The sequence below is a fragment of the Synechocystis sp. IPPAS B-1465 genome (assembly GCF_003015225.1).
Classification (GTDB): Bacteria; Cyanobacteriota; Cyanobacteriia; order Cyanobacteriales; family Microcystaceae; genus Synechocystis.
Genome location: NZ_CP028094.1, coordinates 2,382,611 through 2,407,851, shown reverse-complemented (window position 1 = coordinate 2,407,851; position 25,241 = coordinate 2,382,611). Strand labels below are relative to the sequence as shown.

The following is a 25,241-nucleotide window of genomic DNA, read 5'->3' as shown; positions in this document are numbered from 1 at the left end:
AGCCATAGAAGTTCACAACAAGCAAGGATTTTTCCGCTTTCCTATGGCTTATCAGGTAACAACTTTTTACCATTTTACCCGGCTCAATTGTTTGGCAGAGAAGCAAAGCCGTTGGCAGGAGTTGGGCGATCGCCTGGGGCTAAAGGGAACTATTTTGTTGGCAGAGGAAGGGGTCAATGCCACAATTGCTGGTGAGTCGGCAGCCATCGAAGAAATGGTCAAAATTATGGCAGCGGATTTGGGCCTAACCAGTGTGCCCCAACGTCATTCCTGGGCAAAAACCATACCTTTCCAACGAATGAAGGTGAAAATTAAGCCGGAAATTGTCAGCCTTGGCCAGCCTCAGGTGAACCCGGAAAAACAAGTGGGAACTTATGTGTCGCCCCAGCAGTGGAATCAATTGCTCCAAGACCCTGATGTGGTGGTGATTGATACCCGCAACGATTATGAAGTGGCGATCGGCACCTTCCAGGGGGCAGTCAATCCCTGTACCAAAAAATTTCGCCAATTCCCCGACTATGTGAAGAATAATCTAGACCAGCAAAAAAACAAAAAAGTAGCGATGTTTTGCACTGGGGGGATTCGCTGCGAAAAAGCTAGTGCCTATCTCTTGGAGGAGGGATTTGCGGAGGTTTACCATCTCCGGGGGGGAATTTTGCATTACCTAGAAACCATTGCCCCGGAGGAAAGTTTGTGGCAGGGGGAATGTTTTGTCTTTGATGAAAGGGTAGCGGTGCAAGAAGGCTTAAAAGTTGGCTCCCATGCCCTCTGTGACCATTGTGGTTATCCCCTTAGGGTTGGCGATCTCGCAGAGATCCGCTACGCGGTGCGCCATTGTCCCCAGTGCGGTTTAACGGTGGCGGTAAGCAATGAGTTATAGCCTGAGAATTGCCGATCTACCGGAGGATGAACGCCCCAGGGAAAAATTGCTCAAATACGGGGCCAAGCATCTGGGGAATGCTGAATTGATCGCCATTCTCTTGGCCACAGGTCAAGGCAAAGGCAAGCTGTCGGCGGTGGGTCTGGGGCAATATATTTTGCAACAGTTGGGACAAAATCGTCAGGACCCCATGGACGTGTTGCGTAATATCCACCCTCAGGAATTGATTGCTTTTCCCGGCATTGGTCCCGCTAAGGCCACCACGATTTTAGCGGCGGTAGAATTGGGTAAACGGGTGTTCCAGAGTCGTCCCTTGGAAAAAATGGTGGTGGATAGTCCCGAAGCGGCGGCGATCGCCTTGAGCCAGGATTTGATGTGGCAGACCCAGGAACATTTTGCCATTGTCATGCTAGACGTAAAAAACCGTTTGCTGGCGACCAAAGTGATTACCATTGGCACCGCCACAGAGACCCTAATTCACCCCAGGGAAATCTTTCGGGAGGTGATCAAACAGGGTGCCACCAGGCTGATTGTGGCCCATAACCATCCCTCCGGTGGGCTAGAGCCGAGCCCGGAAGATATCAGGCTGACAGAATTCCTACTCCAGGGGGCCCAATACTTGCAAATTCCGGTATTGGACCATCTCATTTTGGGCCACGGCAAGCACCAAAGTTTGCGGCAATGCACAGATCTGTGGGAGCGTTTTCCCCAGGGAGATTAGGAGAAATGCATGTAATTGCCTTAATTCATCTGAAAATTCCAACAGCAGGGTTAGCCATGGTATAGTGGAAGACTGTGTTCGATTACCAGCCACATTATGCCCAAACTTAAAACTCGTAAAGCCGCCGCCAAACGATTTCGCCCAACCGGCAGTGGCAAGAAGATTATCCGTCGCAAAGCGTTTAAAAATCACCTATTGGAACATAAGAGTTCTGAACAGAAACATCGTCGTCTGTCTAACCTAGCTTTGGTGCATGAAGCCGATGAGAAAAATGTCCGGCTCATGCTTCCCTATATGTAATTGAGTAGTTAGCGCTATTTTTGCTCACTTTTCCGCTGGGTGCCATGGAAAGTTGGGATGGGGAAAATCCCGCTAGGGTTCTAACTCCAAAACACTTTCCCAGGTAAAGCTGAAATTATCTTTAGTTTTTTAAAGTTACTATGACCAGAGTTAAACGGGGCAACGTTGCCCGCAAACGCCGCAAGAAAATTCTCAAGTTAGCCAAAGGTTTCCGGGGTTCCCACTCCAAACTTTTCCGCACCGCTAACCAACAGGTAATGAAGGCTCTACGCAATGCCTACCGCGATCGCCGTAAGCGTAAACGGGATTTCCGTCGTCTGTGGATTACCCGCATCAACGCTGCCGCTCGCCAAGAAGGTATGAGCTACAGCAAGCTGACCGGACAATTGAAAAAAGCCAATATTGAAATCAACCGTAAAATGTTGGCCCAGTTGGCTGTTTTAGACCCCGCCGCTTTTAGTGAAGTGGTAAAAGTTGCCGCCACCGCAAAGTAGAAAGCTTTATTTTCCCTTTGGGCAAGGCTGACCGATTTAGATAATTGAACCAAGAAAAAGAAACTCCCCACCCTAGGTAACTGGGATGGGGTTTTTCGTTGCAGGTATTAAACTTTTTTCAGTTTTTTGAGGGTGTCGTACATTTCCGGTAAACGCTTATAGATGGCAGAGGCTTTGAGATAAAGCTTGTGGGGCATATGGGGACTGCCACAAACTACTTCTTTGGGCCCCACTTTGCCATGGATTCCCGTTTGAGCCGAGGCGATCGCCCCGTCACCGATCTCGGATTTGTCCGCTACTCCCACCTGACCAGCGAGGATTACCCGGTTGCCGATGGTAACTCCCCCCGCTAAACCCACTTGGCCGGCTAGAGCACAAGCCTCACCAATACGACAACCATGGGCCACATGCACCATATTGTCGAGTTTAGTATTTTTCCCGATGCGGGTTTCCCCCACGGCGGGACGATCTACTGCACTGTTACAGCCAATTTCTACCCCGTCTTCCAAAACTACTTGGCCGGATTGTTCCATTTTGAACCAGCCTTCGGGGGTAGGCACAAAGCCGAAACCCTCTGCCCCGATCGCCGCTCCGCTATGGATCACACAACCTTGGCCAATCTGAGTTCGTTCGTGGATGGTGCAGTTACCATGGAGTACGCTGTCGTTGCCAATGGTCACACCGGGGTAAATCACCACATTGCCGTGGATGCACACCCGATCGCCGAGGGTCACGTTGGGATAAATTACCACATGGGGGCCAATGCTCACGTCCTCACCACAATGCACCGAGGGATCGATAACAGCAGTGGCATGGATACCCGCCGGTGGACGATAGGGTTGATAAAAAACGGCGATCGCCGCCGCAAATAGGAGCCGGGGTTGGGCAGTGGCACACCAGGCTATACCTTGGGCATCCGCTTCTGCTTGAAGTTTTGCATCCGGGGGCAAAATTAGCGCACTGGCCTGGGTTGTCTTCATTTGAGGCGCATACTTGGCACTATCGACGTAACTGATTTGCCCGGTCAAGGCCTCCGTTAAGGCGGCAACGCCCCCAAGGGTTGGATTGCGATCGCCAAATTTTTCTAGGCTGTGGCATTGGATATGGGTTTGTAGGCGTTCTACGAGTTGGCTAAATTCCATGGGAGATCGGCGGAGCTAAACGCTAAATTGTGGCCATTTTCCCATAAGGCTTTGACCTTTCCCGTCCCTTTTCGCCGGTGCTAACTTTGGTCTAAGGTATCTCTCTCAGCCTCACCCAGGGGAACGCAAAAATTAAACCTCCGCCACCATTTCCCTAGGAGGATTCTTTGGCGATCGCCATTTACGCCACCAGGCCCAGAGGGTTGTGGCCATGAAAATACTGGAATAAACCCCGGAAGCAAAGCCAATAATCAAAGCTAAAGCAAAGAATTTGAGACTATCACCACCGAAAAGAAAGATTGCTACCAGGGGCAAAGAAGTGGTCAAAGAAGTGTTAATGGAACGGGTCAAAGTTTGATTGACTGCATCATCCACCACATGGTTAATATCCCAGTCAGAATGGCGCTCTAGGGTTTCCCGCACCCGGTCGTATATGACCACGGTGTCATTGACAGAAAAGCCGATGATGGTCAGTAACGCCACCAGGAAAAGACTATCAACTTCCACTCCTCCCACTAAGCCAAAAATGGCAAAGGCTCCCATGGTAATCAAGGCATCATAAAGTAGGGCGATAATGGCAAAAACAGCGTAATCAAGCTGAAAACGGATAGTTAAATAGATGATAATCCCCAGCAGGGAAATCACCAGGGCTAACACCCCAGAACGGAATAAAGCTTTGCCTACCGTGGGGCCAACGGTGTCAATTTGGATAGTTTCCGGGTCGAACTTACCTATGCCTTCATTCAATGCTTTTTGCACCGCTTCCCGTTGTTCCACATCCAGGGTTTGTTGACGGATAGAAAGGGTATAGTCCTCAATTACCTGCACACTACTGTTACCTAAGCCCACGCCGCCGAGAATATCCTGCACCTCCGCCACATCGATCGCCGCTGGGCAATTATTGCTGCTGGCGCATTCCAGTTGTAGTTGCAAACGGGTACCACCGACGAAATCGAGACCTGGCCTAAAAGGAGCTTGGAATTGTGCCCAGGAAATTGCCATGGCGAAAATACTGATCAGCACCAAGAGAGAAGAAACGATCCAAGCTGGCTTTTCCCATTTGAACAGGTCTAATTTCATAATTTTTGAGAATTGGTCAAAGAAAGCAAACAGAATTCTGGGTTGAAAAATAAAAAGCTTTTAAGACTTAGCCGTTACCGATGATAGATTCGGGCAAAAGAGCCTGGGATTTTGACGCACTTTGGGCAAACTGAGCACAATAACCAGTAACAGGGTACGACTGCAGGTCAGGGCGGTGAACAAACTCACCATGACTCCGATCGCCAGGGTGAGAGCAAAACCTTTCACCAGACCGGAACCAAACCAAAACAGGGCCGCACAGGCAATGAGGGTGGTGACGTTACTGTCCAAAATACTGGAAAAGGCCCGAAAAAAGCCCGCTTCCACCGAACGGTAGAGGGTGTTGCCCGCCCGCAACTCTTCCCTGGTGCGCTCAAAAATCAACACGTTGGCATCCACCGCCATGCCGATACTGAGAATGAAACCGGCAATACCAGGCAGGGTCAACGTTACCCCCACCAAAGCAAAGGCCGCTAGGGTCAAAACGGCGTAAATCATTAGGGATATATCCGCCACTATCCCCGGCAAACGATAGTAAACCGCCATGAAAACTAGCACGAGAACTAGACCGACAAACCCCGCCACTAAACTACGGCGGATACTTTCTTGCCCCAGGGTGGCCCCCACTGTGCGGTTTTCAACCACTTCCACTGGGAACGGCAAGGAACCGCCCCGCAGTTGCACCGCCAGATCGTTAGCAGTGTCGATGGTGAAATTTCCTGTAATTACCGCTGCGCCCCCGGTGATCCCCGTATTGGCAAATTCCACGCCCACTACCGGAGCACTGATTAAATCGTTATCCAAAAATACCCCCAGGCTCCGACCCGTGCCGGCCACCGCTTGGGTTAACTCGGCAAATTTCTGTCCCCCTTCTTCGTCAAACCGGAGGGCCACTTCCCAGGCTGTGCCGGATTGATTAGGGCTAGGGCGGGCATCGGTGAGGTTTTTCCCCGTCAGTCCCATGGGTTCAAACAGAGCTAATAGAGCTTTATTGGATTCTTCTTTCGCTTTGATTAATTCCTCTAGGCGATCGCTGTTTTCCGGGGACGCACCGGAACGACGCAGGTTTTCCAACTCCGCATCCAGTTGCCGTTTAATGCTGTATTCCGCTTGGAATTCCCCTTCCGTGCCCGGCCGTTGTTGCTGAAATTCTAGCTGGGCAGTGCCCCCCAAAATTCGTTCTGCCTGTCCCGGATCCGTCACCCCCGGCAGTTGCACCACAATCTTATCTTCCCCGGCCGTTTGCACCAATGGTTCCGATACTCCCAGGGCATTAACCCGGTTTTCAATTACCGTTTTCACCGCCACCAAGCTATCGTTGTCAATTTGGGGAATTTCTTTGGTGGGTTGCACTTCAATGGTTAACTGGGCTCCCCCCCGCAGGTCTAAACCCAGTTGCAGGGGTAATTTGACCAGCACAAAGCTGGCCCCAATGACCAAGACAACAATTAAAAGCAGTAGCCAACGCAGTCTTTGCATGGGAAAGGAATTGATCGGGGACAATGTTCGATTCTATCGTGCTACGGGTCGATCCCTAGGCGATCGCCTGGGGCCGAAAGCAACGATGGGGGACAAAGTAATTAAATTTTCTTGATATACAAAAATTCGCTTTTGTCGATGCCTGATCATTTTGCACTAACTTTAACCATTGCTATGCATTGCAGTGTTTTGCAACATTTAATTAAGAATTCATGACGAAGTTTTTTTACTTGGTAGGATTTATTCCGTGGGCAAGCGCAACTTGCCATAGGCTAACTTCTTCAATTTCAGCTTTACATGAATCCCTCCTCTTCTCCTTCCCAATCTACGGCTAACGTTAAGTTTGTCCTGCTGATTTCGGGGGTAGCAGCCCTGGGGGGGTTCCTGTTTGGCTTTGACACTGCGGTGATCAATGGGGCGGTGGCGGCCCTACAAAAACATTTTCAGACGGACAGTCTTTTAACAGGTTTATCTGTATCCTTAGCTCTGTTGGGATCAGCACTGGGAGCCTTTGGGGCGGGACCGATCGCCGATCGCCATGGGCGGATTAAAACGATGATTTTAGCGGCGGTGCTGTTCACCCTCAGTTCCATTGGGTCGGGTTTACCTTTCACCATTTGGGATTTTATTTTTTGGCGGGTGTTGGGGGGCATTGGGGTGGGGGCCGCTAGCGTTATTGCCCCGGCCTACATTGCGGAAGTGTCGCCGGCCCATCTGCGGGGGCGTTTAGGATCTTTGCAACAGTTGGCCATTGTTTCTGGCATTTTCATTGCCCTGCTCAGTAATTGGTTTATTGCTTTGATGGCGGGGGGATCGGCCCAAAATCCCTGGTTGTTCGGTGCGGCGGCCTGGCGTTGGATGTTCTGGACAGAGCTAATTCCCGCCCTGCTCTATGGAGTTTGCGCTTTCCTGATCCCCGAATCTCCCCGGTATTTAGTCGCCCAAGGGCAAGGGGAAAAAGCGGCGGCTATTTTGTGGAAAGTGGAAGGGGGAGACGTGCCCAGTCGCATTGAGGAAATCCAGGCAACGGTTAGTCTCGACCATAAACCCCGGTTTAGCGATCTGCTCAGTCGTCGGGGAGGATTATTGCCCATTGTCTGGATTGGTATGGGGTTGTCGGCACTACAACAGTTTGTTGGCATTAACGTAATTTTTTATTACAGTAGCGTGCTCTGGCGATCGGTGGGTTTTACCGAAGAAAAGTCTCTGTTAATCACGGTAATCACTGGTTTTATCAATATCCTCACCACCCTAGTGGCGATCGCCTTTGTGGATAAATTTGGCCGTAAGCCTTTGTTGCTCATGGGCTCCATTGGTATGACCATTACCTTGGGCATCCTTTCCGTGGTGTTTGGGGGAGCAACGGTGGTTAATGGCCAACCCACCCTGACGGGGGCCGCTGGGATAATTGCTTTGGTGACAGCCAATCTTTATGTATTTAGTTTTGGTTTTTCTTGGGGGCCCATTGTTTGGGTCTTGCTGGGGGAAATGTTTAATAACAAAATTCGAGCGGCGGCCCTATCGGTGGCGGCGGGGGTACAGTGGATTGCTAACTTTATTATTTCCACTACTTTTCCGCCCCTATTGGATACGGTGGGTTTGGGCCCCGCCTATGGTTTATATGCCACTTCAGCGGCCATTTCAATTTTCTTTATCTGGTTTTTTGTGAAGGAAACTAAGGGTAAAACTCTGGAGCAAATGTGATTAATTTTTTATTTTGAGGGGAATTAATTGACATTAGCTTGATTTTTTTCGGGAGGGTACCACATTGTCATTAGCAAAATTGACTGCATCCATGGGCTTAATTTGCGGTTTGGCGATCGCCAGTGGACTAACAGTGACGATACCCAGTGAGGCCCAAACTATCTCCGTGAACGAATTTTTCCCTCCGGTTAATCGTTACCAGTTGGGTGCAAGTAATTTGGGCAATGGCGTTAATCAAGTTACCTCAGTGGCGGAACTAAGGGATGTGCAACCCAGTGATTGGGCCTTTGCCGCTCTGCAAAGTTTGGTGGAGCGTTACGGTTGTTTAGTTGGTTATCCAGACCGCACCTACCGAGGTGATGCCGAAGGCACACTGCGTGCCCGCCCCCTGAGTCGTTACGAATTTGCAGCGGGATTAAATGCTTGTTTAAACACCATTGAGCAACTATTGCAAGAAAATGTCTCCGTTGCCCAGGGAGATTTAGACCTGCTGAAAAAATTAGCCCAGGATTTCCAAGCAGAGCTAAAACAATTGGCAGTTCGGGTCGATAATCTGGAAACTCGCACTGCTTTTTTAGAAGACCACCAATTTTCCGTCACCACAAAACTTTATGGACAAACGATTACTTCTTTGGATAAGGTCTTTGGCGATCGGGTGGGGGGCGGCAGCAATGAATTTCAAACCCAGTTCGCCTATCGAGTCCGATTTAATTTAGAAACCAGTTTTACCGGCAAAGATTTGTTCAGAACCAGGTTGCAGTTCTCCAACTTTCTTAACGGAGTAGAGCAAACTGGCACCAATATGACCCGCTTCAACTATGACGATAATTCCAACAATAATGTGGAGGTGAGCCATCTTTGGTACCGTACTCCTTTGACGGATAATTTGACTCTGCGCTTGGGTACTGTCGGGGTGGGCTACACAGATTTAGTGGATACGTTAACTCCCCCCACCATTGCCGATGATGCCCTGGGTATTCCTTCCCGCTTTGGGGAGTATGATCCGGTTTATCGTCGGGGAGGGGGAGGAGCTGGCTTTAATTGGCAGATAACCCCCACAGTGCAACTGAGTGTGGGCTACTTGGCCACCAATCCCAACGATCCTGACCCAGGCAATGGCCTTTTCAATGGGGGATATCACACCCTGGCTCAATTGGCTTATCAAACCGCTGACGGGGGCATTGGCTTCACCTATTCCCGTTCCTATTTCCCCGCTGGTAATACGGATTTAATGGCGGGCACTGGTAGTCTGTTGGCCATTCAACCCTTCGGAGAGGTGATCGCCACGGCGGGGAATTTTTACACTTTGCAGGGGTATTACCGCATCACGCCCCACGTACAAATCCATGGCTGGGGAGGTTTTGTGGAGGCCCAAGCCCAGGGGGGAGGATTAAGCAATTTATCCAATGGAGTGGGGGGGACAGTGTTGAGGGATGTGTCCTGGAATAGTTCGGCCATTTGGTATGGCTTGGTGGGCATTAGTTTCCCAGACGTGGGGGGAGAGGGTAATTTACCGGGCATTGCTCTAGGTATTCCTCCGACGGTAACGGCCAGTAATTTACCGGGGGCAGTGGGACAAACCACCCCTTACCATTTAGAGGCGTTCTATCGCATCCAACTCAACGACAATATTTCCATCACCCCAGGTTTTTGGGTCGTGCTTAATCCTGAAGCCAACAGCAACAACGCCACCCAATATGTGGGGCATATACGCACCAGCTTTTTGTTCTAATCTGCGGTCTTTTTGATCAAATTGGTCTGTGTTCCATCAAGACTGACACAACCCCATAAAATCAATCAATTGCCGCACCAATTCCGGTTTGGTCACAGCCAAAATGGTGGAACCATCTTCGAGCAACGTATTGCCGTTGGGAATTTTTAGATCTTCATGGGCATTGGCCTGGTAGCCAATAATCAATGTACCGGAGGGAAAACGGGGATCCTGGGCGATCGCCGCCACGCTACGGCCCACAATGGTGCAATTGGGGGGAATAGAAAGTTTGAGCACTTCAATTTGTCCCTGTTCAAAGTGCATCATGGCATCCACTTGGGGATACTCAATGGCATTAATTACCCGATTAAGAGCCAATTCTGTGGTGCTGATAATGTGGGTGGCACCGGCCAAGCGGTACGGTTCAGCAAAATCCCCATCGCTCATGCGGACGACAATTTGCGGCACACCGTAATGTTTTGACAGGGTAACTAAAGCCAAATTTAGGGCATCCTCCTGGAGCGCTGCAATCACAGCCCCCGCTTTACGAACTCCTGCTTCTAGTAAAACTGAGGTATTGACCGCACTGCCTTCAAAGGCCATCACCCCAATTTTTTCCCGGGCATACTGACAGGCCAAGGGATCGGTATCCACCGCCGCCACAGTGTGACCCATTTTGAGCAGATTTTTGGCCAAATTGGAGCCCATGCTCCCCATGCCACCAATGAGAATATACATCTTTCACCCGTTGGATAACAGGCTTGATTGTAATGGAAGTTCACGAAAATTGATGGTGGCCAATCCCCACCAAGGTTTGATGGGGAAATTTGAGGGTTGAGTAAGCAACTAGAATTTTGGCCCACAGACCCTTAAGCTCCCACGGCTTCCTTGGCGGCATACATAACCTCCAGGGTGATTTCCGATAGGCCCCGCTCTCGGGCAAACTTTTCTGTGTTGCGTTTAACTTTACCCCGCACAAACCCTGGCACTTTATTCAATTCTGCTTGGGCGGTGCTGTGCCAGCCTAGATCAGAGTCACTGGAAATGCCTTTGGTGATCACTTCCTTGGTGTCGTGGCCGCCGAAAATTTCCAACAGATGGTCTTCCATGCCCAGGGTGAAGGAGTTGTACACCAAATCGGCAATCTGGTTTGTCCCTTCGTAACCGAGGAAAGGTTTGTAGCCCAGGGGAAAATTCTGGATATGGATCGGGGCCGCAATCACACCGCAGGGAATATCCAAGCGTTTGCCCACATGGCGTTCCATCTGGGTGCCAAAAATTGCTGCCGGCTCAATCCTGGCTATGGCATCGGCGATCGCCCCGTTGTCTTCACTGATCAACACTTCGTCACAGTATTCAGATACTTCGGCTCGGAACCAATCGGCATCGTATTTGCAATAGGTTCCTGCTAGCACAACGTGGATACCCATTTCCCGGGCCAAAATTTTGGTCATAGCGGCCGCATGGGTATTATCCCCAAAGACCACTGCTTTTTTGCCCGTGAGATTTTGACAGTCGATAGAGCGAGAAAACCAGGCCGCTTGGGAGACGTGACGGGTTTGTTGCTGGATGAAATCTTCGTAGTTAACGTCGAAACCCTGTTGATTTAACACCTGTTGCATTTTGCGGATACAACGGGCCGTTTCCACCACTCCCATGGGGGTAATGTCCACGTAGGGCTGGGCAAATTCTTCTTGCAAATATTCCGCTGTCATCAAACCAATTTCCCGGTACGGGCAGAGGTTAAACCAAGCTTGGGGAATTTTAGCCAATTGATCCACCGTGGCTTTTTCCGGCAAAATCAGGTTTACTTCAATGCCCAGATCCGCCATTAATCGCTTTAACTCGGTGCAATCATGTTGATTGTGGAAACCTAGGGTGGTGAAGCCAATTAAATTCACCGATGGCTTAGCTGTTTTTTCCGTGGCTAAATTACCCTGTTTCCGGGCTTTTTTGATGTAAAACTCGACAATCTGCTTAAGGGTACGATCGCCAGCTTGCAATTCGTTATAGCGGTAATGGTTCACGTCCGCCAAAAGTACATCACAGTGGGCATCCATCTGGGCCCGGTCAACAAAATTGGCCAAATCTTCCTGCAAAATGCTGGAGGTACAGGTGGGGGTCAGCACAATTAAATCCGGCGTTTCTTCCCCATCTTTGCGGACAATGTTGTCCACCACTTTTTCCTGGGAACCCCTCGATAACACTTGGCGATCGACCACACTGGTGGTGACAGGGGTAAAATTCTGCTCCCGTTCCAACATGGAGCGCATGACGTTGAAATAATCATCCCCCAACGGAGCGTGCATAATGGCGTGGACGTTTTTGAAAGAACTGGCGATGCGTAGGGTGCCAATGTGGGCCGGGCCAGCGTACATCCAATAGGCCAATTTCATAGGGTTCAGACTCCGGGGGCATAATTCACCCTCAAATTGTCGGTAAAAGCCTTAACCTTGTCGAGCAGTAACTTTACATTTTGATCGAGCTTTTAATCTTCTGTAATGCTTATCCTGATTCACTTTCAGCTTTATTTAGTTCAATTATTTTTTTACGTCTTTCCATACAATTCTTAATGCTTAGACATGATCGCCATAGGTATTTATCACTATCTGTCTGTGGTAAATACACTACAAAAACTCAATGTGATTACACATTTCTTCTGGTTCGAGAATTTCCCACATCAAGACTAATCCTTGAATAACTTGGTCAATCGACTTATTTCGTTGAGAACAATAAGCGATGCCAGTATGATCGGGAGATGATTGAGCTAATTTTAAAAAGTCAGTATCTTGGGTAAAAATTACTCGGCCTTCAGACCCAGCAAACTGTAACTGCTCTTGATCAGAAACCCCTAGCAGACCAGTTTCCGGAGTTGTTGTAACATCAAGACTGCGATGACGTAAGCCAAGGGCAATGCTATAGCTGATGTTTTCATCAAGATGAAATTTAATCCTGTTTGCCATGAACTTTTCTTAATTTTGCTTCCATCAAAGAAGGGGTACTGGACCGCATTTCTTCAGCAAAAATTTCATCATCAATAATTCCTTGCCTAATTTCTTCAAGGTGATCGTGATAGTAAGACAAAGCTGCATAAACGTCAGCTAAAGTAATACTAGGATAATGATGGACGATTTCGTCGGGAGATAGTCCCATTCGTTCGTGCCAGATCACGATGTCTTGAACTGTGATCCGGTGCCCAGCGATGCGAGGTTTTCCACCACAGGTTCCTGGCGTGATCTCAATATGATTGATTAGGGTTGTCGCCATTGGTATTTCCTCTGTATTGCACCATTACCCTGAGTGGCGATCAGAAGTTACAACTCAGAAACCGGGACTATAATCCTTCACGGTTGTACACGATCGCCGTTTTGATTCAGTCAGTTCAAATCATCTATTTTTTCTGCACTACCCGCACTGGGGTGCCATTTTGCACCATGTTGAACAAAGCCACCACATCTTGATTTCGCATTCTGACGCAACCGTGGGAAGCCGCTGTGCCCAGGAAATGCTCATGTTTTTTCGGGGTGCCATGGAAACCAATGGTATTTTTACCGTCACTCCAAAAACCGATCCAACGGATACCGATGGGACCATCCAAGCTGGCGGCCACTTTTTTGCCATTCCAGGGATTTTCCCACACGGGATTTTCCACCATTTGGATTACTTGGAAATTGCCTTGGGGTGTTTCCCAGCCTTTTTTGCCCACTGCCACCGGGTAACTTGCTAAAACTTTATCGTTTTGGTAGGCGTAAACTTTCCGTTCTCCCAGTACCAGCACAATATGGGTGGCCAAGGCCTGGCTAGTTGGATTGCTAGGGGTACTGGTGGGAGCAGCAGGAGGAGTGTAGGTAGATTCGGGAATCGGCTTCAAAGGAGGAATGGCACTACCTCCATTGAGACTACTTTGGGCCTGGGCCGCGGTGGGAATGACCAAGCTGGTTGCAGTCAAACTAACACCACCCAACCAAAGGGCGACACGGGCTAGGGGAGAGACTTGTTTCTGCATAGGATTGACAAAAATAAAGGGAACGATAGGGCTTTAACAATACGAGATTGAATACAGACCAACAGAAATATTATGTTAAATGATCATTATCATTGCTGTCTAAGTTCCATGGGCTGGGAAAAAGACGGTGCGGCGATCGCCACGATACCCAACACTTTAGCTCCCTTTTCTTCCATTATCCGTCGGGCTTCTAGGGCGGTGGTGCCGGTCGTAATAATATCATCCAAAATCAACCAGGGTCGGCGAGTGTTAAACCCTGGCCCCGTGGCTAAAGCTGATTGCAATTCCCGGCGGCGATCGCCTGGGCTAAGACCAAACAGAGCTTGGGTATCTTTAACTCGTTGTAATGCTTGGGGGTGGAGAACATAACCAGTCAGGCGGCAAAAACCAGCGGCAATTCTTTCAGCTTGATTAAATCCCCGTTGGGCTTGCTTACGAGCGTTTAGGGGAATGGGCACCACCTGGGGACGCAATTTAGTTTTAGCTTGGGGTTGTTGTAACCACTGTTCTGCCAACTGTTCCCCCAACCAAATGCCAATGTCTGGCTGTTGCTCAAACTTCATCACCGTTAAAGCCCGCCGCAATTGTCCTTCGTATTGTCCCCAAACAAAGCGGGGAAAGTTTCCTTGCCATTGCTGGAATTTACGAGGAAAACGATGGCTCAAAATTTGTCCAGTGCAATCCCGACAAAGTTGATCCTGACTGGGTTTTTGGCATAGAGGACAGGGAGTTTGAAAAATGAGGGAACGAATTGATTGCCACATGGAAGAGAAACTTACGGGAATTTAACTCTGGTTAGAAGCATCGGCCCTTAACCTAGCTACTGTATCCGTCACAATGGCGATCGCCTGGTCAATTTCTATCTCGGTGGTAAATCGGCTTAAACCAAAACGGAGACTAGCTTGGGCGCTGGTTTTGTCCCGACCCAGGGCATACAACACATGGGAAGCTTCAGTGCGGTAGGAAGAACAGGCGGAACCGGAAGATAATGCCAATCGAGGTTGCAATGTAGTTAGCAAAGCCTTGGGATCAACCCCAGTAATACTGACATTGAGGTTGCCCGGTAACCTTTGTTCGTAGTCCCCATTCAGCACCACCCCACTAATTTTTGCCAGACCTTGCCAGAGTTGATCCCGCAGTTGTCGCTGGCGATCGCCTTCCGACACTAAAGTTTCCCCAGCTATGGTCAAAGCCTTGGCTAAACCGACAATCAGGGGCACCGGCAGAGTTCCGGAACGAAAATTACCTTCCTGCCCTCCCCCCAACAGTTGGGGCGCTAACCTCACCCCCGGATTTTGACGGCGATATAATCCCCCAATGCCCTTGGGTCCATGGATTTTGTGCCCAGTGAAGGAAAGTAGGTCAATGTTAAGTTGATGGACGTCGAGGGGAATTTTGCCCAAGGCTTGGGCCCCATCACAATGAAAAATAATTGAGCGTTGGCGACAGAGAGCACCAATCTCCTTGAGGGGTTGCAGCACGCCGATTTCATTGTTGGCCGCCATCACGGAAACAAGAATGGTATCGGGCCGTAAAGCCTTTTCCAACTCGGTTAAATCCACCAAACCACTGGATTGAACTGACAAATAGGTCACCTCAAACCCCAAGGTTTCCAAATAACGACAGGGAGCTAACACCGCTTGATGCTCCGTTTCCACCGTCACCAGGTGTTTCCCTTGGGCAAAGTACGCCTCCGCCACTCCCCGAATGGCCAAATTATTAGCTTCCGTAGCGCCGCTGGTGAAAATAATTTCTTCTGGTTGGGCCCCCATGGTCTCGGCAATTTCTTGCCTAGCTTGTTTAATTGCCGCTGAGGCTTGCCAACCGTAAAAATGGGCACTGCCCGCATTACCATACTGCTCTGTCAGGTAAGGGAGCATGGCTTCCAGTACCCTAGGATCGAGGGCAGTGGTGGCGTGGTTGTCGAAGTAAAGAGGCCGTTCCATAGTGATTTCCTCTGCTCATTTATCCTTTCAGTTCCCATATCCCCGGCTAATTTTGCTCAACTTTTGCGGGACTTAGATTAAAGGATAACGTTTTACTTTTTTTGCTCTGTCACCATTTGGCAAAGGCGATCGCCAATTAATTCGCCGGCCAGTTGATGGCCCTGAACATTCCAATGACCCACTCCGGGGATGGTGTTCTCAAAACCGTGCCAATAAATTTGCTCCGCATCGGCTTTTTGTTGCATGGTTTTCGCCAGGGTCAACACAGGAAAATCCTCCTGTTGTCCCAATGCGCTCAACCGTTGATCAGGGTAAAACAAATTCTCCGCCCCTAGCTGCTTTAACTTTTCCCGCACCTGGCGATCGGGATATACCTGGGGAGGATTGCTAATCACCACTGCTAAAAAATCAGCACTTTCTTCCCTACTTAGTTGACTGGTCGCTATGACTAAAGATTCCGTAGCGGCCCAAGCTTGTTCCCAGGCGGGGTCAGTGGGTTCCCGGTATAAATTAACGTCGAAATCTAGAGCGGGAATGATGTCAGCATTGCCTTGCTGTTGGGTGGTTAAAGTCCGCTGGGTTACCCATTGTCGTTTGGCTTCGTTGAGTACTTGTAGCAACTGCACCCGATTAATCAAGCTGTACAGGAATCGTCTTGGGGCACTATTCCGCCGTTGATAGGCCGCTGTTTCCTTAAAATCGAACTGCATTTGCCATTTACCATCCACCTCTTCCCAAAAGGGCGCTAGGCGATCGCCAGGGCTGAGTTGACGAGAGTTATTGACAATGTCATTGCCGGTGAAAATTTGCAGTAAGACTAAATCTGGCTGGTATTCCATGGCATGGTGCTGGAGAGTTAAATATTCCTGGGCAGTGCCGTAGTCCCCCACACCAAAATTAATTACTTCCACCGTTTTACCCGTTAAGCCGGGGCAGGAAGGCAAATTTTTTTCTATGGCGCTCCAATAGGTCTCATCTTCATCAACCTGAATTGCTTCGGAAAAAGAATCCCCCAATACCACAATGCGATAGGTATCCGCCGGTTTCTCCTTTTCATAATGGCGATCGCGCAGGCCATCGGCATTAATTCTTACCAAACCATTGCCTTCATGGGTCCAACGGGAGCTGAAATTGGGAATTAAACTATGGCCCCGTTGGGGATCGACTTGGTAAAAACTGGGATAACCAATGCCCATTAACCTCAGGGCCACTTCCGCCACCACCACGGCAAAACCTAAACTGCCCAGCACCAGTAAGGCATTGGCCAACCACTGTTTCTTTTGAGGAGATTTTGTCATGGAGAATAAAACGATTGCGGAGAAAGGTGGCATTGGGGTGAACCTCCCCTAAACCAAACTCAATAACTATACCCACATCTAATGACCTCGAAGTTGATCAAGCCACAATCATCGAGGCGATCGCCATTTGGTAGGGGACAAAAGGTAAAGAAACATAAAATTGTAGCAAAATATACTGAATTATCAAAAGTGAAATAGGACAATTGCTCGACAATCTTTCTAAAAACCAGTATTAACCTTTCTAAGTTTCAAATTTAGTTGCCCTCAGAAAGTTCACAGTCCAATAGGCGATCGCCGTTTAATCTTCAAGTTTCCATCACAAACACATATCCCAACAGACTCTCCACCATGGATAACAAAAACGAGAATCAAGAAAACAGTCAAATTGACGATACCGATATTGCGGCTGGTGCAATTGCAGTCGGGACTGTAGCTGGGGCTGGACTTTCCGCAACTATTGGAGGGATGGGATTAACCGTTGCCGGGGCCGGGATTGGCATAGGGATGGCCCCAGTTGCGGCCGCTGGTGCGGTGGTTGGGTCTGCCGCCTTTGGAGCAAAAAAAGCAATCGAAGGTCAAGATCCAATGGCAGTTGGGGCAATTGCTACTGGTGCGGTAGTTGGAGCAGGGACATCTGCGGCATTAGGTGGAATGGGATTAGCTCTTACTGGAACGGCCATAGGAATAGGAATGGCCCCGATCGCCGCCGCTGGTGCGGTAGTTGGATTAGCTGGCTATGGGCTGTACAAAATGTTTGGCGGTGAATAATGCCCAAACCAGATCCATTCCAGAGTCTTGTTAGGGGATTCGTTAGGGATCTCATCGATGCAGTTAATGGGCAGGAAAGGGAGAAAAAAGTCACATTGGGGGAAAGTTTTCCCAGTGGACAAAAGCATCCTGAGTCTTGGTATCAAAAAAGGTTAGCGAAAAAATTGGGGGGAGACATCGAAGTTCAAACCCCCGTTGGCAGGATAGATATTCTGACCAAGACCGAAATTATTGAAGTCAAGACCGCCAAGAACTGGAAAGCGGCGATCGGGCAAGTCAAAAGTTATGGCAGATATTACACCAATCATTCGTTGAGGATTCATCTTTTTGGAGCCATTAAGCCCAGTCAGCTAATTCTTATCAAACAAACCTGTAAAGACGAAGGAATTGCTTTGACCCACGAAGAAATTTCTTTATAAACTCTGATCGCCAGAGCCAGAGCCATTTAACTAAGAATAATATCTACGGATCAAAAGGCGATCGCCGATGAACCTAGCCACCGCCAAACTAAGCCGGGTCAGAATGGAAGCAAAGGGAGAAAAATTTTGCCCCAGGGGTAGCAAACAAAAAATGCGATGTACCCTTAAGGAAATTAACCTTGCCCGACTGTGCAATTTAACGTAGCTATTATGACTAAGCGAACTTTTGGGGTAATTGGACTAGCGGTAATGGGGGAAAATCTTGCCCTCAACGTGGAAAGTCGAGGCTTTCCCATCGCCGTGTTTAACCGTTCCCCCAACAAAACTGAGAAATTCATGGCCGAACGGGCTGTGGGCAAAGATATCAAAGCCGCCTACACCGTAGAAGAATTTGTCCAACTGTTGGAACGCCCCCGTAAAATCCTTGTAATGGTCAAAGCTGGGGGACCCGTGGATGCAGTGATCAATGAGTTGAAGCCCCTGTTGGAAGAAGGGGACATGATCATTGATGGTGGCAACTCCCTTTATGAAGATACGGAACGTCGCACCAAAGATTTGGAAGCCACCGGCCTGGGCTTTGTCGGCATGGGAGTCAGTGGAGGGGAAGAAGGCGCATTACTGGGTCCTAGTTTGATGCCCGGTGGTACCCCGGCCGCCTACAAAGAATTGGAACCCATTCTGACTAAAATTGCCGCCCAGGTGGAAGACCCCGATAATCCCGCCTGTGTGACTTTTATTGGCCCAGGGGGAGCAGGACATTACGTCAAAATGGTCCACAACGGCATTGAGTATGGCGATATGCAACTAATCGCTGAAGCCTACGACATCTTGAAAAATGGCCTCGGCTTGAGCAACGAACAACTCCACGAAGTTTTTGGCCAATGGAATCAAACCGATGAGTTAAACTCCTTCCTGATTGAAATCAGCACCGACATTTTTGCTAAAAAGGATCCCGAAACCGGAGGCCATTTAATTGACTACATCCTTGATGCCGCCGGCCAAAAGGGCACAGGACGCTGGACGGTGATGAGTGGTTTGGAATTAGGAGTGCCCATTCCCACTATTTACGCCGCCGTTAACGCCAGGGTAATGTCTTCCCTCAAAGAAGAACGGGTGGCCGCTTCCGGTCAACTGTCGGGTCCCAGTAAAACCTTTAGTGGGGACGTAGAAGCCTGGATTCCTAAGGTGCGGGATGCCCTCTATTGCTCGAAAATGTGTTCCTATGCCCAGGGCATGGCCCTAATTGCCAAAGCTTCCCAGGAATTTGGCTACGACGTTAACCTGCCGGAAATTGCCCGCATTTGGAAAGGGGGTTGCATTATCCGAGCTGGCTTTTTAGACAAGATCAAGAAAGCTTTTAAAGACAATCCCCAGTTGCCCAATTTACTTCTAGCTCCGGAATTCAAGCAAAGTATTTTGGATCGCCAGGGGCCATGGCGAGAAGTGTTGATGCTGGCCAATGAAATGGGCATTGCAGTGCCGGCCTTTAGTTCCTCGTTGGATTACTTTGACAGTTACCGGCGGGCGGTGCTTCCCCAAAACCTGACTCAAGCGCAACGGGATTACTTTGGGGCCCACACCTATGAACGGACTGATAAGCCGAGGGGAGAATTTTTCCACACGGAATGGCTTGATTGATTTTTTGTTTGCCACAATTATTACTCTCCCAACCCTGGGAAGAAATTCAGTCAAGTTCTGAATGGGGGTAAAGATCCAAAAGGCCCTCGGCATTCTTGAAAAAATAATTGTATTCTTCCCCTTGGTTGTGCCGGGGGAAATTTTTTTCGGAGTTTAAATGCCCCCCAATTTCCCGAAGTTTGGAGGGAAAGTTTGCGAGGATTGGTAACGGTTTAGCGAGTTGTTGTCTACAGTCAGAGGGTGGCAAGCTATACCCTAAGCCGCTAACGGAGCGTCATTTTCCCCATAGGCTACCAGTTGGTAGTAGTCCACCAATTGTCTGGTGGCCGCTGGCCAACCCCATCGTTCCGCTTCTTGCCGAGCGTTTTGTCGCAAGAGTTCTCGATCGCCAGGGGCGGACATTAACCTTTGGGTGGCTTGCACCACTCCCCCTGCCACAGCGGGATCAAACAGGTAACCGTTTTCACCATCGGTGACAATGTCTAAAATGCCCCCAGAGGCCGCCGCTACCACGGGACAGCCCGCCGCCATAGCTTCCAAAAGTACTAAGCCCAGGGTTTCAGTACGGGAAGGAAAAATGAACGCATCAGCGGAAGCAAAGGCCGCCGCCAACTCTAATCCCTGCATATAGCCGGCAAAATAGGTATTAGTGCCAGCAAAATGGGCTTCTAAATTTTTTCGGTTAGGTCCATCCCCCACGATCGCCAACCGGGCCTGGGGAATGGCCTCGAGCACTGGCTTAATTTCATCGATTTGTTTTTCCGCCGAAACCCGACCAACATATAAAAATAGGGGATCGTCAGGGTGACCCTGGGACAGTTTTTGCCGCATTTGGGCCGATTTCAGGTGGGGCTGAAACAGTTCCGTATCTACCCCTCGTTGCCATAAATCCACCCGTTCAATGCCGTGGTTGACTAATTCCTGCACCATGGCGGAGGAAGTGCAAAGATTTAATTCCGCTTGGTTATGGGCCAGTTTTAACAGTTCCCACAGCACCCCTTCCAGGGCCCCTAGACCATAATGTTGCAAATATTGGGGTAAATGGGTGTGATAGGAAGCCACTAGGGGAATATGCAAATTTTTAGCGTAATAGATGCCTCCCAAGCCCAATACCGCTGGATTGACCACATGGATTAGGTCTGGTTGAAATTTCAGCAGGGCCTGTTTAATTTGGGGCGACGGGAAAGCCAGTTTTAGTTCTGGGTAAAGGGGTAAAGGCATGCCCTTCACTCCATGGATTTTTGCCCCTTTATATTCCTTGAGCCCCCCCTCTGGACAAAAGACCAATACCTGATGCCCTTGGCGTTGCAGATTTTCCACTGTGTGCTTCAGACGGGTGACAATTCCATCAATTTTGGGCAAAAAGGTTTCCGTAAACAGGGCAACACGCATGGCTAGATGGGGGTAAATCAGATCAACATCAACAAAATAGAAGGCACTATCCAGGGCCGCACCCGGCGATCGCCCTTCACAACAAAACTTCACAATCCGGCGGTGGGCCAACCTAGAATACTATATCGGCAAAGCTTCCCCTTGCTCCCGCCAATAAAAAGCTAAATTGCTCAACCCATATTTTTTTTGACGCATTAATTCCAACCCAGCAATCTGCTCCGGTGGCTGCCAATGGTGTCGGTCATATTCCACTGCCATTTCTCCAGTGGGGCTGAGAATTTGCAATTCCCCCACCAGGGTTAAAACAGGGTTGTATAGTCCACTGCCATAGGGGGGATCAAAGTAAATGCGGTCAAAGGTTTGTCCTGCCAAGCTTGGGAGCAATTTCAGCACATCTCCCCGCAAAACTGACCATTGTTGCCCAGGCTTCGCTAGTTTTTGCCAATTTTCTTTGATGATGGTGCAAACTTTGGCAGACTGCTCGATCGCCACTACTTTGTCCGCGTCCCGACACAGGGCCTCAGCCCCCAGGGTGCCATTGCCCGCACAGAGGTCCAACCAGTGGCAGTGCTGAATTTCTCCCCGCCAAATGTTGAATAATGCCAGGCGGACTTTCCCTGTGGTAGGTCTAGTCTGTTGCCCCGGTAGGGTTTTCAGGAGGCGATTGCCGTAAATACGCATAGCACTGAACAAAAATTGACCCTCCCATCACTGACTGCCCAGGCAATCTCAGAAGGGATACTCCAAATTCTCACATCAGGGCGACAAAGGACATAGGAAAAACTGCCTCTCCAGCCAGGGGCGATCGCCAAACTGGCCCCGAAATATTAAGAATTGTTGCTGTTTCTTGTTTGATCTGTTAGCGTGTGCTTCAGAGAGTGCATTTAACCACGCTGAAACAATTTTAGGAGGCGTTTACCATGCTCCCCATGCATCAGTGCCAGTCAAGCCACCACACCCCAGACTGAAGAACTATTCGAGGCAATGGTTCGGGGTCTAGGTCAAAAATTATGCCCGTCATTGTCTGGAGCACCGTTTGTCTCCCCTTGGTTCGTTAATTTTTCCCATCGCTTTTAGGTTGAACCATGGCCGTGATTTCTAGGTAGGCCTAGGTCATAGCACTGTCTTGTCCATTCCCCGCTAGCACCTGGAATGCAAAGTTAGTGCCCCGCTTTGGGGTTACGGAGAACCAATTTCTCCAATATCGTACTTAACCCATTAACCCAAAAATTTCTCCCTGTCGGCATTTGTTCCGTATCTATTCCCAGGGAGAACACGCCTCATATTCCATAGGAGGTAAGCAATGAATTTACTCAACAAAACTGCTTTAGTGACCGGATCTTCCCGGGGCATCGGCCGGGCAATCGCCGAAGAACTAGCCAAACAAGGTCTGGGAAAAATTATCCTTGTGGCCCGTAACCACGCCAGTCTGCAAACATTGGCTGACGAATTAGAACAACGACATCCCGGATTACAGGCCATTGCCTTGCCCCTGGACCTAACCCAACCCGTGGCCGTCAACACGGCGATCGCCAGAACTTGGCGGGACCATGGCCCCATCCATTTGCTGGTTAACTGTGCCGGGGTTGCCCACCAAAATCCCTTTCTCCATAGCCGCTTCCCGGAAGTTTACCAAGAAATTTCCCTTAACCTAATGGGTCTGTATTGCATCACCCGTTGCGTGGCCCGACGCATGGTCTCCCAAAAAGAGGGCACCATTGTCAACGTTTCTAGTTTGATGGGCAAAGTGGCGGCCCCCACCATGGCCACCTATTCCGCCACTAAGTTTGCCATTCTCGGCTTTAGCCAAGCTCTGCGGGGAGAACTGGCCCGCCATAACATCGCTGTGGTTACCCTGCTACCCACCCTGACCGACACGGATATGGCCAAGGGTTTACAAAAATTCCGCTGGGTCAGAGCCATGACCGCCGGTCGAGTGGCCCAATCCTTAGTCAAAGGTTTAAAACAAAACCGTAGTGAAATTTTGGTGGGTTGGCAGAGTCATCTGGCTGTGTGGTGCCAACGGTTTGCCCCCCAATTATTGGAACGGGTACTGCTGTTGGCTACCCCCCAATCGGTTTGATCCCCTCCCAGGGATAGGATTGTCTACCTAGGGAACCATTGCAAGTTTTGTACTTTCCCCCATCAACTCGCCAAATTTCCAGTAAGTTTGGGGGACTGGCAAGACCTGTCCCCTTAACAAAAACAATCGGCGATCGGGTACTCAGAACCTGTTTATAAAGTCTGATTCTGCCCCCTAAATCCCCCAATACTGGGGGACTTTGACTTAGTTTCCCCCCAAACTTGGGGGGCCAGGGGGGCTTTTCAAACACGCTCTTAGATTACTCAACTGCAATGGTTATAGAAGTTAGGACTGCACCTCAGCAGTGTGAACCTAATCTTTCTTTGAGGAAGTTTGGATCAATTCAATTTTGTAGCCATCGGGATCTTCCACAAAAGCAATGACGGTGGTGCCGTGCTTCATCGGCCCCGGTTCCCGCACCACTTTCCCTCCCTTATCTCTGATTTTGTCGCAGGTGCTATAAATGTCTTCCACCCCCAGGGCAATGTGGCCAAAACCATTACCCAAATCGTATTTATCGGTGCCCCAGTTATGGGTTAACTCAATCACCGCGTTCTCCGATTCTTTGCCATAACCCACAAAAGCGAGGGTAAATTCCCCACTGGGGTAGTCTTTTTTGCGGAGTAAATTCATCCCCAAAATGTCGCAGTAAAATTGCAGGGATTTGTCTAAATCTCCCACTCGAATCATGGTGTGTAGCAAGAACATAAGTTTTTAATGATCTAAGTTGGGTCAACAGGCAGATCCTAGCAAAATCTTGGCGATCGCCCTTGGCTTTATCTTTTCCAGGATCTGGTGGTGGTGAGCAGTTGAAGTAACTTCTAAAAAGGATTGCCAATCAGGGAAAAGCTTGCCCAATAGTAGGGATGGGAAAGTTCGGGATTTCTCAACGTTAATAATTCATCCTCCACGGCGATCGCCCCCCGGGAAGTGTGCAATTCTCCAGCATCGAGGTTAATTTCCCCATTAATCATCCTGATTTGGGCCTGTTGCAGAGCTTGGGCCTTGAAGGATTTAGCTTTTAACTGCCAATAAAATTCACTCATCAAAGCCATGGTGCCCAGATCACTGACCCGCCACAAACTACCCAGGGCTGATTTGACCCCAGATTGCAGAGCCAGGCCCACAAACCCCAATTCCGCCTGAGTATTACCCAAGGCAGTGGTGCAAGCGCTGAGCACTAAAAGATCAACGGGAGGATTCTGCCATTGTAAATTCCTAATTTCCTTGAGGTTCAAGCGACTGTTAACAAACTGAATGTAGGAGTCGGCGGGGGAACCGGCATTAAATTCCGCATGGGTGGCCAGATGCACCAAGGGAAAGGGCTGTTGTTGGCGGGCCGCCTGCAAATTTTGTATCGTGAATTGTTGGTTGAGCATGGCAACCCCGGGCCAGGGTTGGGGGGTAATGTTGGCAATCTCCAAAGCCACCCCCGGTAACGGTTCAGCATCCGTGAATTCCGAAGATCCCATAGCCAGAATTCTTGCTTGACTCAGGTCGGTGGGGCCCCACTCTGTCAGGTTAAAACCAGGAATACGGGTGATGGCATATTGCTCGGCTAAAAATTTCTCCCCGTCATAGAGGGCGGCAAAGGGGAGAGAGCGCAGTTTAGGACCCACACAAAAAATTAGGGTGTCAATGGCATTGGCTTTCAATTCGTTCGCCACAGGAGCAATCAACCAGTCATATAACTTTTTGCCGGTGGCTCGATAATTTTGGTTGCGGGGATCACTCACTTGCAGGGCAAACATTTCCGCGGTGGCCATCAAATTTTGTTCCGCCGTATCCAGCACCTTTACCCCCACCGTTGGGCGATCGCCGGTTAACAGACAAATGGAAACCCCATCTGCTTCGGGATTAATCCAAAAAATGGCCGCTTTTTGCCCCGTTTGTTGCTGTAGAGAAGCTAATTTTTTACCAATTTCCTCGGTGGTTAAACCCAGGCTAGAGAAATCTTCTTGGAAATAGTTTTCGTAAATTCCTGCCCATTTACCTTCAAGGTCCGTGGTAAGCTCGTTTACCTGTTGGACGTTGAGGGCATTACTGGGCTGTGAACTCACCAAGATTGGTGGGGAAAAATTTAGGGGAAGTTTTATTTGAGCTTGCACCCAAGGGGCCAATCCGATAAAAAGCAGTAGGCCGAGGATTACTCCCGGCACTAGCCGTCCCCATAACCGGAA

At 49.4% G+C, this 25,241-nt stretch carries 26 protein-coding genes; 10 read left to right on the top strand and 16 right to left on the bottom strand.

Translation table 11 applies throughout. From position 1 onward, the window contains the following. The first annotated feature begins 43 nt into the window (after nucleotides 1-43). The 4 genes from C7I86_RS11300 (at nucleotide 44) to rplT (ending at nucleotide 2,395) form a co-directional block, all read left to right on the top strand. Complete coding sequence (locus C7I86_RS11300) at nucleotides 44-880, top strand: rhodanese-related sulfurtransferase (RefSeq protein WP_010873352.1); 837 nt, start codon at nucleotides 44-46, stop codon at nucleotides 878-880. Beyond that, nucleotides 870-1,601, top strand: a complete 732-nt coding sequence (gene radC / locus C7I86_RS11295) for a DNA repair protein RadC (protein ID WP_010873351.1) — start codon at nucleotides 870-872, stop codon at nucleotides 1,599-1,601. The genes C7I86_RS11300 and radC overlap by 11 nt, the downstream gene beginning before the upstream one ends. A gap of 96 nt (nucleotides 1,602-1,697) precedes the next feature. Continuing rightward, a complete protein-coding gene (gene rpmI / locus C7I86_RS11290) occupies nucleotides 1,698-1,901 on the top strand; it encodes a 50S ribosomal protein L35 (RefSeq protein ID WP_010873350.1) in 204 nt (67 codons plus the stop codon). Between the two features lie 140 nt (nucleotides 1,902-2,041). Further along, a complete protein-coding gene (rplT, locus tag C7I86_RS11285) occupies nucleotides 2,042-2,395 on the top strand; it encodes a 50S ribosomal protein L20 (RefSeq protein ID WP_010873349.1) in 354 nt (117 codons plus the stop codon). Nucleotides 2,396-2,502: 107 nt separating this feature from the next. Here the strand turns inward: rplT and lpxD are convergent, their stop codons facing one another. The 3 genes from lpxD to secD form a co-directional block, all read right to left on the bottom strand. Beyond that, nucleotides 2,503-3,537 (bottom strand): UDP-3-O-(3-hydroxymyristoyl)glucosamine N-acyltransferase, encoded by a 1,035-nt coding sequence (gene lpxD, locus C7I86_RS11280; RefSeq protein WP_010873348.1) that lies wholly within the window; start codon nucleotides 3,535-3,537, stop codon nucleotides 2,503-2,505. A gap of 132 nt (nucleotides 3,538-3,669) precedes the next feature. Next, the gene (gene secF / locus C7I86_RS11275; RefSeq protein ID WP_010873347.1) at nucleotides 3,670-4,617 is read right to left on the bottom strand and encodes a protein translocase subunit SecF; all 948 of its coding nucleotides are present in this window, start codon (nucleotides 4,615-4,617) and stop codon (nucleotides 3,670-3,672) included. 60 nt (nucleotides 4,618-4,677) lie between these two features. After that, on the bottom strand, nucleotides 4,678-6,096 hold the full coding sequence (gene secD / locus C7I86_RS11270) for a protein translocase subunit SecD (protein ID WP_010873346.1): 1,419 nt from the start codon (nucleotides 6,094-6,096) through the stop codon (nucleotides 4,678-4,680). A gap of 297 nt (nucleotides 6,097-6,393) precedes the next feature. Between secD and C7I86_RS11265 the strand changes: the two genes are divergently transcribed. After that, entirely contained in the window at nucleotides 6,394-7,800 is a 1,407-nt protein-coding gene (locus C7I86_RS11265) for a sugar porter family MFS transporter (protein ID WP_010873345.1), read from the top strand. 91 nt (nucleotides 7,801-7,891) lie between these two features. Then, entirely contained in the window at nucleotides 7,892-9,532 is a 1,641-nt protein-coding gene (locus C7I86_RS11260; protein WP_010873344.1) for an iron uptake porin, read from the top strand. 36 nt (nucleotides 9,533-9,568) lie between these two features. Here the strand turns inward: C7I86_RS11260 and C7I86_RS11255 are convergent, their stop codons facing one another. From C7I86_RS11255 to C7I86_RS11220, 8 genes are all read right to left on the bottom strand, one after another. Continuing rightward, on the bottom strand, nucleotides 9,569-10,249 hold the full coding sequence (locus C7I86_RS11255) for a TrkA family potassium uptake protein (RefSeq protein ID WP_010873343.1): 681 nt from the start codon (nucleotides 10,247-10,249) through the stop codon (nucleotides 9,569-9,571). A 131-nt stretch (nucleotides 10,250-10,380) separates the two neighbouring features. After that, entirely contained in the window at nucleotides 10,381-11,907 is a 1,527-nt protein-coding gene (bchB, locus tag C7I86_RS11250) for a ferredoxin:protochlorophyllide reductase (ATP-dependent) subunit B (protein WP_010873342.1), read from the bottom strand. Between the two features lie 231 nt (nucleotides 11,908-12,138). Further along, nucleotides 12,139-12,474, bottom strand: a complete 336-nt coding sequence (locus tag C7I86_RS11245; RefSeq protein ID WP_010873341.1) for a DUF5615 family PIN-like protein — start codon at nucleotides 12,472-12,474, stop codon at nucleotides 12,139-12,141. Beyond that, entirely contained in the window at nucleotides 12,458-12,778 is a 321-nt protein-coding gene (locus C7I86_RS11240; RefSeq protein ID WP_010873340.1) for a DUF433 domain-containing protein, read from the bottom strand. Before C7I86_RS11240 ends, C7I86_RS11245 begins: the two co-directional genes overlap by 17 nt. A gap of 124 nt (nucleotides 12,779-12,902) precedes the next feature. Then, a complete protein-coding gene (locus C7I86_RS11235) occupies nucleotides 12,903-13,517 on the bottom strand; it encodes a L,D-transpeptidase (protein WP_010873339.1) in 615 nt (204 codons plus the stop codon). Between the two features lie 89 nt (nucleotides 13,518-13,606). Continuing rightward, nucleotides 13,607-14,281 carry a ComF family protein gene (locus C7I86_RS11230; RefSeq protein WP_010873338.1) on the bottom strand — a complete coding sequence of 225 codons (675 nt, stop codon included), beginning with the start codon at nucleotides 14,279-14,281 and terminating at the stop codon, nucleotides 13,607-13,609. Nucleotides 14,282-14,302: 21 nt separating this feature from the next. Further along, complete coding sequence (locus C7I86_RS11225; RefSeq protein ID WP_010873337.1) at nucleotides 14,303-15,463, bottom strand: cysteine desulfurase family protein; 1,161 nt, start codon at nucleotides 15,461-15,463, stop codon at nucleotides 14,303-14,305. Nucleotides 15,464-15,555: 92 nt separating this feature from the next. Then, on the bottom strand, nucleotides 15,556-16,761 hold the full coding sequence (locus C7I86_RS11220) for an SGNH/GDSL hydrolase family protein (protein ID WP_041425833.1): 1,206 nt from the start codon (nucleotides 16,759-16,761) through the stop codon (nucleotides 15,556-15,558). Nucleotides 16,762-17,109: 348 nt separating this feature from the next. On the opposite strand from C7I86_RS11220, the gene C7I86_RS11215 reads away from it, so the two are divergent. After that, nucleotides 17,110-17,529: a hypothetical protein gene (locus C7I86_RS11215; protein ID WP_010873335.1), complete on the top strand. Its 420-nt coding sequence runs from the start codon at nucleotides 17,110-17,112 to the stop codon at nucleotides 17,527-17,529. After that, entirely contained in the window at nucleotides 17,529-17,948 is a 420-nt protein-coding gene (locus C7I86_RS11210) for a hypothetical protein (RefSeq protein WP_010873334.1), read from the top strand. Before C7I86_RS11215 ends, C7I86_RS11210 begins: the two co-directional genes overlap by 1 nt. Before the next feature lie 30 nt (nucleotides 17,949-17,978). Here C7I86_RS11210 and C7I86_RS18750 read toward each other — a convergent pair whose 3' ends face one another. After that, a complete protein-coding gene (locus tag C7I86_RS18750; protein WP_158299078.1) occupies nucleotides 17,979-18,143 on the bottom strand; it encodes a hypothetical protein in 165 nt (54 codons plus the stop codon). 15 nt (nucleotides 18,144-18,158) lie between these two features. Between C7I86_RS18750 and gnd the strand changes: the two genes are divergently transcribed. Beyond that, complete coding sequence (gnd, locus tag C7I86_RS11205; protein ID WP_014407132.1) at nucleotides 18,159-19,586, top strand: decarboxylating NADP(+)-dependent phosphogluconate dehydrogenase; 1,428 nt, start codon at nucleotides 18,159-18,161, stop codon at nucleotides 19,584-19,586. Nucleotides 19,587-19,841: 255 nt separating this feature from the next. On the opposite strand, the gene C7I86_RS11195 is transcribed toward gnd, so the two are convergent. Both C7I86_RS11195 and rsmD read right to left on the bottom strand, forming a co-directional pair. Then, nucleotides 19,842-21,071 (bottom strand): glycosyltransferase family 1 protein, encoded by a 1,230-nt coding sequence (locus C7I86_RS11195; protein WP_010873332.1) that lies wholly within the window; start codon nucleotides 21,069-21,071, stop codon nucleotides 19,842-19,844. 27 nt (nucleotides 21,072-21,098) lie between these two features. Continuing rightward, the gene (gene rsmD, locus C7I86_RS11190) at nucleotides 21,099-21,659 is read right to left on the bottom strand and encodes a 16S rRNA (guanine(966)-N(2))-methyltransferase RsmD (protein WP_010873331.1); all 561 of its coding nucleotides are present in this window, start codon (nucleotides 21,657-21,659) and stop codon (nucleotides 21,099-21,101) included. 622 nt (nucleotides 21,660-22,281) lie between these two features. On the opposite strand from rsmD, the gene C7I86_RS11185 reads away from it, so the two are divergent. Continuing rightward, nucleotides 22,282-23,061: an SDR family oxidoreductase gene (locus C7I86_RS11185; RefSeq protein WP_010873330.1), complete on the top strand. Its 780-nt coding sequence runs from the start codon at nucleotides 22,282-22,284 to the stop codon at nucleotides 23,059-23,061. 312 nt (nucleotides 23,062-23,373) lie between these two features. Here the strand turns inward: C7I86_RS11185 and gloA are convergent, their stop codons facing one another. Next, a complete protein-coding gene (gene gloA, locus C7I86_RS11175) occupies nucleotides 23,374-23,769 on the bottom strand; it encodes a lactoylglutathione lyase (RefSeq protein ID WP_010873329.1) in 396 nt (131 codons plus the stop codon). Nucleotides 23,770-23,882: 113 nt separating this feature from the next. Continuing rightward, nucleotides 23,883-25,121 carry a CHAT domain-containing protein gene (locus tag C7I86_RS11170; protein WP_223211279.1) on the bottom strand — a complete coding sequence of 413 codons (1,239 nt, stop codon included), beginning with the start codon at nucleotides 25,119-25,121 and terminating at the stop codon, nucleotides 23,883-23,885. Nucleotides 25,122-25,241: the final 120 nt, after the last annotated feature.